The sequence below is a fragment of the Vibrio sinaloensis genome, assembly GCF_000808535.1.
In the GTDB taxonomy this organism is placed as follows: Bacteria; Pseudomonadota; Gammaproteobacteria; order Enterobacterales; family Vibrionaceae; genus Vibrio; species Vibrio sinaloensis_D.
In genome coordinates, this window is the sequence record NZ_JWLV01000047.1 from 105,934 (window position 1) to 119,568 (window position 13,635).

A 13,635-nucleotide genomic window follows, 5' to 3' on the forward strand; every position below is an offset into this window, starting at 1 on the left:
TAAGCAATGAAACTCGTTAAACGCTCCGATAGTGTGAGCAAAGAACAAAATCAATTGGGTATTTCACGCCGCGCATTCATGAAAAACAGCTCATTGGCTGCTGGTGGTGCGGTTGCAGGTGCGTGCCTATTTACACCGGGCATGATCAAGAAAGCAGAAGCAAAATCTGTTGATCCAAGTGCTAAAACCGACGTCAAACGTACGATCTGTTCTCACTGTTCTGTGGGCTGTGGTATCTATGCCGAAGTGCAAAACGGTGTGTGGACAGGGCAAGAGCCTGCGTTTGACCATCCTTTCAACGCTGGTGGCCACTGTGCTAAAGGGGCAGCACTGCGTGAACATGGACATGGTGAGCGTCGCTTGAAATACCCAATGAAACTGGAAGGCGGTAAGTGGAAAAAGCTTTCTTGGGATCAAGCGATCGAAGAGATCGGCAATAAAGTGCTCGATATTCGCAAAGAATCAGGTCCTGACTCAGTGTATTGGCTTGGTAGCGCGAAGCACAATAACGAGCAAGCGTACATGTTCCGCAAAATGGCGTCACTGTGGGGCACCAATAACGTCGATCACCAAGCGCGTATCTGTCACTCCACAACCGTAGCAGGTGTAGCAAACACTTGGGGCTATGGCGCGATGACTAACTCGTTCAATGACATGCACAACTGTAAGTCGATGCTGTTCATTGGCTCCAACCCAGCTGAGGCTCACCCAGTTGCCATGCAGCACATCTTGATCGCCAAAGAGAAAAACAACTGTAAGATCGTTGTTGCTGACCCGCGTCGCACACGTACCGCTGCAAAATCAGATCACTACGTATCGCTGCGTCCAGGCTCTGATGTCGCCTTCATCTGGGGTATCTTGTGGCATGTCTTTGCTAACCAGTGGGAAGACAAAGAATTCATTCGCCAGCGCGTATTCGGCATGGATGAGATCCGTGAAGAAGTCGCTAAATGGAACCCAGCAGAAGTTGAGCGTGTAACGGGTGTGGCTGAAGCTGACGTCTACAAAACCGCGAAACTGCTGTCTGAAAACCGTCCAGGCTGTGTGGTTTGGTGTATGGGTGGTACTCAACATACAACCGGTAACAACAACACGCGTGCATACTGTGTACTTGAGCTTGCGCTAGGTAACATGGGTAAATCTGGTGGCGGTGCGAACATCTTCCGTGGTCACGATAACGTACAGGGCGCAACTGACCTAGGCGTACTTTCGCACACACTTCCTGGTTACTACGGTCTGTCAGATGGTGCTTGGAAACACTGGTCTAAGGTTTGGGATCTAGACCATGAGTGGGTACAAAACCGCTTCGACCAAAACGAATACCGCGGCAAAAAGCCAATGAACAACATGGGTATTCCTGTGTCTCGTTGGATTGATGGTGTTTTAGAAAACAAAGATAACATCGAACAAAACGACAACATTCGCGCTATGTTCTACTGGGGTCACGCGGTTAACTCCCAGACTCGCGGCGTAGAAATGCGCAAAGCGATGCAAAAGCTAGATATGATGGTTATCGTCGATCCATACCCAACCGTCGCAGCGGTAATGAACGATCGTACCGATGGTGTTTATCTTCTACCTGCTACCACTCAATTTGAAACTTACGGCAGTGTGACGGCGTCTAACCGCTCTATCCAGTGGCGTGATAAAGTCGTTGAGCCTCTTTTCGACTCCAAGCCTGACCACGAAATCATGTACCTACTGACCAAGAAGCTAGGCTTTGCAGAGCAGTTGTTCAAGAACGTGAAAGTGGAAAACAACCAACCTGTTATCGAAGACATTACTCGTGAATTTAACAAGGGTATGTGGACGATTGGTTATACAGGTCAAAGCCCAGAGCGTTTAAAAGCGCACCAACAAAACTGGCATACCTTCCACAAAACCACGCTGGAAGCAGAAGGTGGTGTTGCTCACGGTGAAACCTATGGTTTGCCTTGGCCATGTTGGGGTACACCTGAGATGAAACACCCGGGTACGCATATCCTGTACGATACGTCTAAACCCGTTGCTCAGGGCGGTGGTAACTTCCGTGCTCGTTTTGGTGTGGAGTTTGAAGGCACCAATATTCTTGCTGAAGACAGCTACTCAAAAGGCTGTGAGATTGAAGATGGCTATCCAGAGTTTAGTGACAAATTGCTGAAATCTCTGGGTTGGTGGGACGATCTTACTGCAGAAGAGAAAGCAGCAGCAGAAGGCAAAAACTGGAAGACCGACCTATCTGGCGGTATCCAGCGCGTAGCCATCAAGCACGGCTGTATTCCTTTTGGGAACGCGAAAGCGCGCGCGGTAGTTTGGACCTTCCCAGATCGCGTACCACTGCATCGTGAACCGCTCTACACACCACGTCGTGACCTAGTCGCGGATTACCCAACGTGGGACGACAGCGAGTCTATCTATCGTCTGCCAACCATGTACAAGTCAATTCAAGACAAAGATGTATCGGGTGAGTACCCAATCATCCTAACCTCAGGTCGTCTGGTTGAGTACGAAGGTGGTGGTGAAGAGACTCGTTCAAACCCATGGCTTGCTGAGCTTCAACAAGAAATGTTTGTTGAGGTGAACCCGAAAGATGCCAATGATCTTGGCTTCAAAGATGGCGAAATGGTTTGGGTTGAAGGTGCAGAGAAAGGCCGAATCCATGTGAAGGCGATGGTGACTCGACGCGTGAAGCCAGGCATGGCGTTTATTCCATTCCACTTCGGCGGTAAGTTCCAAGGCGAAGACCTTCGCGGCAAGTACCCTGAAGGGACAGACCCATACGTGATTGGTGAATCTGCCAACATTGCAACGACTTACGGTTATGACCCTGTTACGCAAATGCAGGAAACCAAAGTCACCCTATGTAACATTCGCAAAGCTTAAGGAGTCAACAAATGGCTAGAATGAAATTCCTTTGTGACACCAAGCGCTGTATCGAATGTAACGGCTGTGTCACTGCATGTAAGAATGAAAATGATGACGCGCTAGAGTGGGGTATTCAGCGCCGCCGCGTTGTTACCTTGAACGATGGTGAACCGGGTGAGAACTCGATCTCGGTTGCTTGTATGCACTGTACTGATGCGCCTTGTATGGCGGTGTGTCCAGCAGACTGTTTCGAGCACACAGAAGATGGCATCGTGCTGCACAACAAAGACCTTTGTATCGGTTGTGGGTACTGCCTGTTTGCTTGTCCGTTTGGTGCGCCTCAGTTCCCTAAACAGGAAGCCTTTGGCGAGCGCGGTAAGATGGACAAATGTACCTTCTGTGCCGGTGGTCCTGAAACTGAGCCAGGTTCAGTAGAAGAACGTCAGAAGTACGGGGCGAACCGTATTGCTGAAGGCAAACTACCGATGTGTGCTTCACTATGTTCGACAAAAGCGCTGTTAGCGGGTGATGCTGAGAAAGTCTCAGATATCTTCCGTCAACGTGTGGTTGAGCGCGGTGCGAAAGGCGCGGGTTGGACGAATGGTAACGACTTGTCTTACGACGCAACGAAAAGTTAAGGGTGGAGAGATTCATGTTTTCAATGTTTAAACGTGCATCTCTTGTAATGCTGTCAATGATGGCAGCATTACTCTTTGCTTTATCGCTGCCTGCGCATGCTGAGCAAAAAGAGTCTGAAGTTGCACAACGTGAAATGACCCAATTGGCTGGCGCCGATTTTTGGCGTCAAGTTCGTCAAGGCGAAGAGGGCTACACGACGTCTCAGTTCCCAGAGCATGGAATGCTGATCAGTACCCCAGGGCAAACCTGGTACATTTTGAAAGAGAAATGGATGTCACCAGCGGGAGCTGTGGCGATTTTCGGTAGTATCGCTTTCGTTACTCTCATGTACATTGTCATTGGCCCACTTATGTTAAGTGCGCCAAGAACAGGTAAGAAGATCAAGCGTTGGTCTCGATTGGATCGCGCTCTTCACTGGAGCATGGCATTCACTTTCTTAACCTTAGCGTTTAGTGGGCTAATGCTGGTTTATGGTAAACATTTCCTTAAGCCGTACATTCCGTCTGAGCTATGGGGCTTCATCATTATGTTGGCGAAGCAATACCATAACTACATTGGTCCAATCTTCTACGTGTTGCTGCTATGTGTGCTGATTAAGTGGTGGCGAAAGTCGATCTTCAAAAAAGTCGATCTTGCTTGGTTTATGAAGCTTGGTGGCATGGTGGGTAAACATAAAGGCTCGCATCCATCAGCAGAGTTCTCTAACGCTGGTGAAAAAGCGCTGTTCTGGTTACTCATTGTTGTGGGAACGGTCGTTGCGATCAGTGGCTTGGTATTGGATTTCCCAATCTTTGGTCAGACGCGACGGGATATGGAGCTTTCTAACCTGGTCCATATGTTAGCGGCTCTGATTCTAATCTGTGGTTTCGTGTTCCACATCTATATCGGTTTATTCGGAATGGAAGGAGCACTTGAAGGTATGGTAACGGGTGAGGTTGATGAAACTTGGGCCAAAGAGCACCATGACCTTTGGTATGAAGAGATGATGGCTAAAGAGCGAGAAGAGCAGGGTGGAAATGCAAACACCGCGAGCTCTGACCACGAAGTAAAAGGAGCGCAGACGAATGAACAAACCTCATAATGGCATTTGGGTTGCGTACATCTTAAGTTGTTTTACTCCGTTTACCTGCTTAATTTCAGGCGTGATTGCGATTGTTTACGCGGGTTACCGTTTAGATCGAGGTGAAGATGGCGAAATAATCGATTCTCACTATTACGGCTTGATTCGAACTTTTTTCCTGAACTTAACCTACTTTGTCGTATTGATCATCACGGTAGCGACGTCAAATGGTGTCCTGAAAGGGGTCAACGATTACTGGTATCAAAGTCATATCATCGATGAGATTGCTTATTACATCCCATACGTAGGAATGTTGTTTGGTGTAATTGCGATAGTGATTTGGTTTGTCCGCATGTTCCAAGGCATGAGCAAACTCAGAGACAACCAACCATTTAGCTTTTCAAAAGGACCAAACCTGTAAAAAGCCTCTTACTAAGTGAGCCCTGATTTCTTCAGGGCTCTTTTTATGCACCAAAAGATTGCGCCTCTATCTGGTGCAACTATCCCTCTCATGGTGCATATCCTCACCAAGTTTGCACATTTAAATCGTCATTCCTAATTTAATTTCTTTAATAATTTTAATAAATTCAATTACTAATATGTAGATTATAAAATTATAGTTTAGTGGCATGTAACTTGCCGTATCAGGGCTTCAAGCAATATCACCAATGTGGTGAGCGATGTTATATGACGCACAGGAAAAGTGCGCGACAAACAAAAATGGAGACTTATACGGATGAGCGTAACAGCCAGTCAGGTTCATGGAGCCGTTCAAACCCTGACTCAAAGTTCGGACACACTTTTTCTTCTTCTTGGTGCCATTATGGTGTTCTTAATGCACGCTGGGTTCGCATTTCTCGAAGTCGGTACGGTCAGACATAAGAACCAAGTGAATGCTCTGGTTAAAATTCTTGCAGACTTCGGCATTTCAGCGCTTGCCTATTTCTTCATCGGTTATTGGGTCGCTTATGGAGCAAACTTCTTCGCTGACGCACAAACTCTTTCACAAGGAAATGGGTATGAGTTGGTCAAGTTCTTCTTCTTACTAACCTTTGCCGCTGCGATTCCAGCCATCGTTTCTGGCGGGATTGCTGAGCGAGCTCGTTTTTATCCTATCCTTGTGGCGACCTTCTTTACGGTTGGATTGGTCTACCCAGTGTTTGAAGGCATGATCTGGAATGGCAACTTTGGTTTGCAGGCTTGGTTCGAATCACAATTTGGCTATGGGTTCCATGATTTTGCAGGCTCCGTTGTTGTGCATGGTGTCGGCGGTTGGATTGCGTTGGTTGCGGTTCTCTTTCTCGGTATGCGTAAAGGGCGAATCAGAGCAGGAAAGCACACCAACTTTGCGCCATCGAATATCCCGTTTTTAGCGCTCGGCGCATGGATTCTGTGTGTTGGCTGGTTTGGATTTAACGTGATGTCAGCGCAAACGCTTAATGGCATCAGCGGACTCGTCGCGATGAACTCATTGATGGCGATGGTAGGTGGAATTGTTGCTGCCTTAATCGCAGGCAAAAACGACCCTGGCTTTATTCACAATGGTCCTTTAGCAGGTCTGGTCGCCATTTGTGCCGGGTCTGACTTAATGCATCCCATTGGCTCTTTGATTACGGGTGCTGTCGCGGGGGCGTTATTTGTTTATCTATTTACCTACCTTCAAAACAAAACCAAAATCGATGATGTTCTTGGAGTTTGGCCGCTCCACGGAGTTTGTGGGGCGTGGGGTGGCATTGCTGCCGGTATTTTCGGCCAGACTGCGTTAGGAGGCCTCGGAGGCGTGAGCTTTGTGGTTCAGTTGCTCGGCACATTAGTCGGCATTGGGATTGCGGTTGGGGGCGCTTTGGTTGTTTACGGCATCATTAACAAAGTATCTGGCTTACGCTTATCGGAAGAAGATGAGTTCAATGGTGCAGACTTGGCGATTCATAAAATCTCTGCCACGAGTGACGATTAAACAATCGGTTGAGATAGGGCGGCTTCGGTCGCCTTTTTTGTTTTAGTTCACATTACGTTGTATAACTCGTTTGATTTCGACTATGGTCTAATCCGCATAACTTCTGATGTTATTAGCGAAGTGCTAAGCTACATCTAAAGGAAAAATATAAGGATGTGGTATGAAGTTTCCGTATCGTAACGTCGTAATTCTCACTGGAGCAGGGATCTCAGCTGAATCAGGTATTCAAACTTTTCGAGCACAAGATGGCTTGTGGGAAGATCACCGCATAGAAGATGTCGCGACCCCTGAAGGATTTGCCCGCGACCCTGATCTTGTTCAAGATTTCTATAACAAACGCCGCATCATGCTACAAGAACCGCATATTGAACCCAATGCAGCTCACATCGCATTAGGGCAACTGGAAGCTGAGTTAGACGGGACGGTTACCGTGATTACACAGAACATCGATAACCTACATGAGCGAGGTGGCAGCTCGAACGTCATTCACATGCATGGCGAACTCCTAAAAGCACGTTGCAGCGTATCGAATCAAGTGGTTGAAGAGTTGGGAGAAATCAAAACGGGCGATCTTTGTCATTGCTGTCAAATGCCGTCTCAAATGCGACCTCATGTTGTTTGGTTTGGCGAAATGCCATTACGAATGGGAGAGATTTATCAATCCCTAGAAGACGCAGATCTGTTCATTTCGATTGGGACATCAGGGGTTGTTTTCCCCGCAGCTGGATTTGTTCACGATGCGAAAATGCATGGCGCCCATACAATAGAAATCAATTTAGAGCCAAGTGCTGTTGAGAGCGAGTTTGAAGAGAAGCGTTATGGAAAAGCCAGTGTGGAAGTCCCGAAACTGGTTGAGGAAATCCTAGCTTTGCAGAAACCTCAAGCAAAGCACGCATAAACGTTGCGTTTTGAATAGATGCTCAGCGCTTGCCTCGCTGAGCTCTTTTCATTTCATACATGGCTTTATCTGTATTGATTAACGCTTGATGGAACTGAGTTTTGGTTGTTGAATCAATACCATAGCTAAACTTGATGTCTTCTCCTTCTAGATGAGCGTTGATCTTGTGAATGAACGCGAGTCCTGCCCCTGGCGACGCCACAACAGCAAATTCATCGCCACCCAGTCTAAACGCTTGTTCCGCATCAGAAGTCGATTCTCGTAACGCCTGCGCAAAGCGAACCAACATAATATCGCCTTGCGCGTGACCTTGTGTATCGTTGACTAGCTTTAAGCCATCCAAATCAAAGTAGATTAAGTCAAATTTTTCGAGGGTGATGTTGTTGAGCTTTTTTCGGTTGTATAGCCCAGTTAACTCATCAATAGTGGCGTTCTCTTTCGCTTTATTGACCATACGAGTAATGCCAAAGGCCAACAACAAGAACGAAAGTTGTAACAAGCCGTCTTCTAGAAACGAGTCAACTAACGGATGTTGCGCTGCGATGTCGTTGAAGTAAGTGATTTCCGTGACGACTTCATAAAAACTGTTTGTGATCAGTAAGCCAACCCCATAATTAACCAATGAGTTGGAACGCACTGTTCGCAGAGAGATGTAAGCTAAATAAATTACCAGAAAGAGGGTGTTTGTCTCGAAAAGCAGATCGTAGCGTGAATCAACAGCGAAGAAATGACTCATCACCAATAGTAATAATTGGACGATGATCAGCAATGAAAGAAAGAAAAGGGTGACTCTGTACATAGTCCTCTCAAACTAATAAAGCGGCAGATGCCGCTTTATTAAGTGTAAGATAAATCGCTTAATTATCTACTTTCAGTTTCTGGAAGTATTCGTCGTAAAGCACGCTTGCTTCACCCACTTCGTCTTGCCACGTGCCACTTTCCATCACTTCTTGTGGTGGGAAAATGCTTGGATCGTTCGCAAACTCTTTAGGCAGTAGATCGTGTGCTGTAGCCACTGGCGTAGGGTAGCCAATCTCAAGAGCGATTTTCGCTGCATTCTCTGGGCGAAGTAGGAAGTCGATCATTTTGTGTGCCGCTTCGATGTTCTTCGCGCCTGCTGGAATAGCTAGGCTGTCCATCCAGAAAATAGCGCCTTTTTCAGGCCAGATGATGCTGATAGATGCGCCTTCTTGACGCGCCATGTATGCCGAACCATTCCAAAGCATGCCAAGAGAAACTTCGCCTGCTAAGTATGGGTTTGCTGGGAAATCAGAGTTAAAAACTAATACATTTGGCATTAGCTTTTTAAGCTCTTCATATGCTGCTTTAATTTCATCTGGATCCGTGGTGTTTGGTGAGTAACCAAGCTTAGTTAGGGCGATATGGAAGACTTCGCGCGAGTCATCCATCAGCATAAGTTGGCCTTCCCACTTGCTATCCCAGAAATCATCCCACTTAGTTACTGAAGAGCTGTCAAGCATGTCTGAGTTAATGCCAATACCTGTCGCGCCCCAGATGTAAGGGATAGAGTAACTGTTGTTTGGGTCGAACGGTTTGTTTAGGAAGTTTGTATCAAGATCGGCAAAGTGAGAAAGCTTCTCTTTGTCAATTTTTTGTAGCATGCCTTCTTTGCGCATCTTAGAGACAAAGTAAGTAGACGGTACTACTAGATCGTAACCAGAACCTTGAGTCTTTAACTTAGCGTACATGCTTTCGTTAGACTCGTAAGTTGAGTAAATCACCTTAATTCCGGTTTCTTTTGTAAAGTCTTCAAGAACTTCGTTTGGAATGTATTCAGACCAGTTGTAGAAGTAGAGTTCTTGATCAGCAGCCATTGCAGGGGAAGCGATCAGAGTCGCCGCGCACAGTGCGCTTGCATAGAATTTACTTTTCATTATTTTTCCGTTTTTCCTGTGCTTAGACAGCATAAGCATTTCCAAGCTTATGTACGCTGGGTAAGCAGTGAGTTAAGTCGCTTGTTAGAACAACAAACCATGCAAACGGAAATTATATCAGCCAATGACGAAAATAGGCAGCGAATGCTGCCTATTTTCCTGTTTAGTTTGGGTTATTGACCCGCTTTAAGCTTTAGGAAGTACTCTTCATACTTCACGGTTAAATCGCCTACCGAATCTTGCCACTCCACACGGTCCAGATCTTCTTGAGAAGGAAACAGTGGAGCAACATCTTTAAACTTCGCGTTAGATTCTGCTACAGCAGTCAGATAACCAGTATCACGAGAGATTTGCTCTGCAATTTCTGGGCTAAGTAGGAAATCGATCATCTTATGAGCCGCATCTACGTTCTTTGCACCCGAAGAGATGGCAAAGTTGTCAACCCAACCGATACCGCCTTCTTTAGGGAAGACAAGTTTTAGGTTCATACCTTCATTTTGAGCCGCAGCCGCACTGCCGTTCCAAAGCATACCTACGCCAACTTCACCAGACATATATGGAGCGCCTGGGTTGTCAGAGTTAAATACCAATACGTTTGGAATTAGCTTCTGTAGTTCTGCGTACGCTTCGTCGATCTGTTTCGGATCGGTTGAGTTACCAGAGTAACCCAGTTTACGCAAAGCGATGTGGAACACTTCGCGGGTGTCGTCCATCAACATTAGCTGACCTTCAAGTTCTGGGTTCCATAGATCAGCCCAGCTCGTAAAGTCGTTCGGATCGTACATGTCAGCGTTAACGGCAAGGCCAGTAATCGCAACTACGTGAGGAATCGAATAGTCGTTGTTTGGATCGTAAGGCTTGTCCAAGTAGTTCTTATCTAGGTTAGAGAAGTTACTCAGTTTCGACTTATCGATTTTTTGTAGCATTCCTTCATCGCGCATTTTTGCGACGAAGTAAGTTGACGGTACGACAAGATCATAACCTTGATTATGTGTTTTTAGCTTTGCATACAGTGTTTCATTCGACTCGTAAGTCGAGTAAATCACCTTGATGCCAGTTTCTTTTGTAAATTGCTCTAGGATATTACTGTTGATGTAAGGACCCCAGTTCATAAATACAAGTTCTTTGTTTTCGTCCGCTGCAACTGATCCTGAGAACAGAGAAAGCGCACATGCACTACCAGCTAATAAAGTAGCCCATTTTTTCATTGACGTTAGCTCCAAACCAAACGTATCTCCACAATGGAGATTGGATAGAAAAACAGAATGGCGACATGCCATTCTGTTTCGTGTTTTTCGATGCGGATTCTACTTCACTTTTTCTCTGGCTAGCAACTGAGATGTTACAACCAAAATTAGTGAGACAATCAGCATCACGGTTGCGAGGGCATTCACTTCAGGTGAAATGCCGACTTTCACCATTGAATAGATCTTCAACGGTAAGATTTCATATGTTGGGCCTGTCACGAACGAGCTGATAATCACGTCGTCTAGTGATAGGGTGAAACTCAGTAGCCAGCCTGCTGCAACTGCTGGTTTAGCAAGAGGCAAAATAATTTGCTTCAAGATAACCCATTCGCTTGCACCCAAATCTTTGGCCGCTTCGAGCATCTTGACGTCAAAGCCATTTAAGCGGCTGTATACGCTCACGACCACAAACGGCAGACAGAATGTAATGTGAGCAACCAACAAGGTGAAGAATCCTAGTTGCGCTCCCATCACCAAAAACAGCGCGAGCAGCGAAATCGCCATTACGATGTCCGGAGACATCATCACGACAAAAAGCATCCCGTTGACCACACCCTTACCCTTAAAGGTATAACGAAATAGGGCAACAGCCGTTAAGCTACCAATTATGGTTGCTGCTGTTGCTGAAAAAATCGCAACATTTAACGAGTGCCACGCGGCTTGCATCAGGCTGTCGTTGTTGATCAAGGTTTCGTACCACTTTGTGGTAAAACCGCCCCATTTCATGCCAAATTTGTTGGCGTTAAATGAGTTAACAATCAAGACAATAATTGGTAGATACAAAAATGCGTACACCAATGTCATAAAGCTAAATCTAACTGTACGGCCCATCAGTCTAGCTCCACTTTCTTATTCAATAATTTGCCCGCTCTGTAGTAGGCGTAAAGCATGATTGCCATCGCAATGGTTAGGGCGATACTGGTCGCGGCACCAAATGGCCAATCACGTGCGTTCAATACTTGGCTCTTAATGACGTTACCAATCAATAAGTTTTTCGCTCCGCCGAGTAAGTCAGAAATGTAGAACATACCCAGTGCAGGCAGTAGCACCAATAAACAGCCTCCAATAATGCCAGGCATGGTCAGAGGGAGCGTTACTTTGGTAAATATCTGGAACTTGTTTGCCCCTAAGTCTTGCGCCGCTTCCGTGTAGGTATGGTCTAACTTCTCAATCGCTGAGTAGAGCGGAAGTATCATAAACGGCAGCAGAATATAGACCAGACCAATCATTACCGCAGTTTCGGTGTACATCAATCGAATCGGTTTATCGATGATTTCCATCGCCATCAGCGATTTGTTCAAGATGCCCTGAGTACCCAATACGATTTTAAGGCCGTACGTACGAATCAGCGAGTTAGTCCAGAAAGGAACAATTACCAGAAACAGCATGATTGGTCGCCATTTCTCAGGCATTTTTGCCACGATGTAGGCAAATGGATAACCAATGACCAAACAGATCAGCGTCGCGACAATCGCCATGTAGAATGAGTGCCACAGTACCTTGGCGTACAGTGGGTCCATCAAGCGCACATAGTTGTCTAATGTGAACGTCATTTCGATTAGGTTAGCTTCATCACGCGTGAGGAAACTGGTACCAATAATCATGACGTTAGGGATTAGCACAAACAGTGTTAACCAACCAACAATTAGGGCAATGATGGCGTTTTGTAGATTAAGCTTCTTGCTTATCATTGAGTACCACCTCCCAGCTCTCAACCCAAGTGATTGCGACTTTTTGTCCAAGAGAGTGGTCCACATCGGGATCGTCTTCATTGAAGAATTCGCTAACCATCACACGCATACCTGATTCGAGCTCGATGACCGAGTCTAAGGTCATACCTTTGTAGGTTCGTTCAGTAACGTGACCAACAATACCTTTTTGCTCAGACTCTTTGATCTCTTCGATACGTAAGTCTTCAGGGCGAAGAAGCACTTGTAGCTTGTCACCCGATTGCGCGTCTTGATCGTAGTACACAACAGATTCAACACCTTCGATGTCAGCACGAATGCGCTTGTCATCTAAACGCTCGAGCATGGTCGCGTTGAACACATTGATTTCGCCGATAAAGCGAGCGACGAACAAGTTCTTCGGTTCTTCATAGATCTCACGTGGAGAACCATCTTGCTCTATTACACCGTCACGCATAACGATAATGCGGTCAGACATAGAGAGTGCTTCTTCCTGATCATGTGTCACGAAGATGAAGGTAATGCCTAACTGGCGCTGAAGCTGTTTCAATTCGATCTGCATTTGCTTACGCAGTTTGTAATCAAGCGCAGAGAGAGATTCATCCAACAACAGGACTTTAGGTTTGTTCACAACTGCGCGCGCGATAGCGATACGTTGTTGCTGGCCACCAGATAGCTGATGGGGTTTACGCTGCGCCATTTTCTCTAGGCGAACCATGCGCAATGCTTCCATGACGCGAGGTTCGATATCCGCAGCCGGTGTTTTTTGCATACGCAGACCAAATGCTACGTTCTCAAACACGGTCATATGTGGGAAGAGTGCGTAACTTTGGAATACAGTGTTGACATGCCTTTGTTCTGCAGGGACTGAGGTTACATTCTGATTATCAAGAATAATGTCACCTTGGTCAGCGGTTTCGAAACCAGCAATCATTCTAAGAACGGTTGTTTTACCACAACCCGATGGACCAAGAATGGTAAGGAATTCACCATGGTTCACATCTAAATTCAGATTACCGATGATTTCCTTACCATCGAAACTTTTACTGATACCAGTTAGACGAATAACTGGTTGTCCTGCTTTTTGTTTAGCGTTCAACGTCTGTTTTTCTCCCACAATGGTCATTATGTCGCGAGTTTTAGCGAAGACCCGTAGTTACACAAAATAGAGGCGCGCATCATAATCACCAAAATTGTGAAATCAAAGCATTTTCTTATCCTGAAACCGAAATATTTTTGCAGGTAAAAGTAAACTTTTCTTACCATACTCTCTCTATACCTTTTACACGCTTTGGAGTAGGGTATTTTTCTCTCTGAATCAGGAATCTAGGCTTTGTAAATGCGTTTAGTGGTCAATTATCAACCATAAAGTCAAGAAAGCAAGTAATTGGCATGGATCTGATTTTG

General features: G+C 45.9%; 12 protein-coding genes. 6 read left to right on the forward strand and 6 right to left on the reverse strand.

What is annotated here, in order from left to right:
- Positions 1-6: 6 nt before the first annotated feature.
- From RJ47_RS18455 to cobB, 6 genes are all read left to right on the forward strand, one after another.
- Positions 7-2,862 (forward strand): formate dehydrogenase subunit alpha, encoded by a 2,856-nt coding sequence (locus RJ47_RS18455; protein WP_038134621.1) that lies wholly within the window; start codon positions 7-9, stop codon positions 2,860-2,862.
- Positions 2,863-2,873: 11 nt separating this feature from the next.
- The gene (gene fdh3B, locus RJ47_RS18460; protein ID WP_038134624.1) at positions 2,874-3,482 is read left to right on the forward strand and encodes a formate dehydrogenase FDH3 subunit beta; all 609 of its coding nucleotides are present in this window, start codon (positions 2,874-2,876) and stop codon (positions 3,480-3,482) included.
- A 14-nt stretch (positions 3,483-3,496) separates the two neighbouring features.
- A complete protein-coding gene (locus RJ47_RS18465; RefSeq protein WP_005475792.1) occupies positions 3,497-4,564 on the forward strand; it encodes a formate dehydrogenase subunit gamma in 1,068 nt (355 codons plus the stop codon).
- Positions 4,548-4,964 carry a hypothetical protein gene (locus RJ47_RS18470; protein ID WP_039486111.1) on the forward strand — a complete coding sequence of 139 codons (417 nt, stop codon included), beginning with the start codon at positions 4,548-4,550 and terminating at the stop codon, positions 4,962-4,964. The genes RJ47_RS18465 and RJ47_RS18470 overlap by 17 nt, the downstream gene beginning before the upstream one ends.
- Before the next feature lie 315 nt (positions 4,965-5,279).
- Positions 5,280-6,500 (forward strand): ammonium transporter, encoded by a 1,221-nt coding sequence (locus RJ47_RS18475; protein WP_038134632.1) that lies wholly within the window; start codon positions 5,280-5,282, stop codon positions 6,498-6,500.
- 160 nt (positions 6,501-6,660) lie between these two features.
- Positions 6,661-7,398, forward strand: a complete 738-nt coding sequence (gene cobB / locus RJ47_RS18480) for a Sir2 family NAD+-dependent deacetylase (RefSeq protein WP_005475808.1) — start codon at positions 6,661-6,663, stop codon at positions 7,396-7,398.
- Between the two features lie 22 nt (positions 7,399-7,420).
- On the opposite strand, the gene RJ47_RS18485 is transcribed toward cobB, so the two are convergent.
- The 6 genes from RJ47_RS18485 to potA all read right to left on the reverse strand — a co-directional run bounded on the left by RJ47_RS18485 (position 7,421) and on the right by potA (position 13,345).
- On the reverse strand, positions 7,421-8,197 hold the full coding sequence (locus tag RJ47_RS18485) for a GGDEF domain-containing protein (protein WP_039486114.1): 777 nt from the start codon (positions 8,195-8,197) through the stop codon (positions 7,421-7,423).
- A gap of 58 nt (positions 8,198-8,255) precedes the next feature.
- Entirely contained in the window at positions 8,256-9,293 is a 1,038-nt protein-coding gene (locus RJ47_RS18490) for an extracellular solute-binding protein (RefSeq protein WP_039486116.1), read from the reverse strand.
- A gap of 173 nt (positions 9,294-9,466) precedes the next feature.
- Positions 9,467-10,501, reverse strand: a complete 1,035-nt coding sequence (locus RJ47_RS18495) for an extracellular solute-binding protein (protein ID WP_039486118.1) — start codon at positions 10,499-10,501, stop codon at positions 9,467-9,469.
- 99 nt (positions 10,502-10,600) lie between these two features.
- Positions 10,601-11,371, reverse strand: a complete 771-nt coding sequence (gene potC, locus RJ47_RS18500; RefSeq protein ID WP_038134645.1) for a spermidine/putrescine ABC transporter permease PotC — start codon at positions 11,369-11,371, stop codon at positions 10,601-10,603.
- Complete coding sequence (gene potB / locus RJ47_RS18505) at positions 11,371-12,231, reverse strand: spermidine/putrescine ABC transporter permease PotB (protein ID WP_038134647.1); 861 nt, start codon at positions 12,229-12,231, stop codon at positions 11,371-11,373. Before potB ends, potC begins: the two co-directional genes overlap by 1 nt.
- Complete coding sequence (potA, locus tag RJ47_RS18510) at positions 12,212-13,345, reverse strand: spermidine/putrescine ABC transporter ATP-binding protein PotA (RefSeq protein WP_150114021.1); 1,134 nt, start codon at positions 13,343-13,345, stop codon at positions 12,212-12,214. The genes potB and potA overlap by 20 nt, the downstream gene beginning before the upstream one ends.
- Positions 13,346-13,635: the final 290 nt, after the last annotated feature.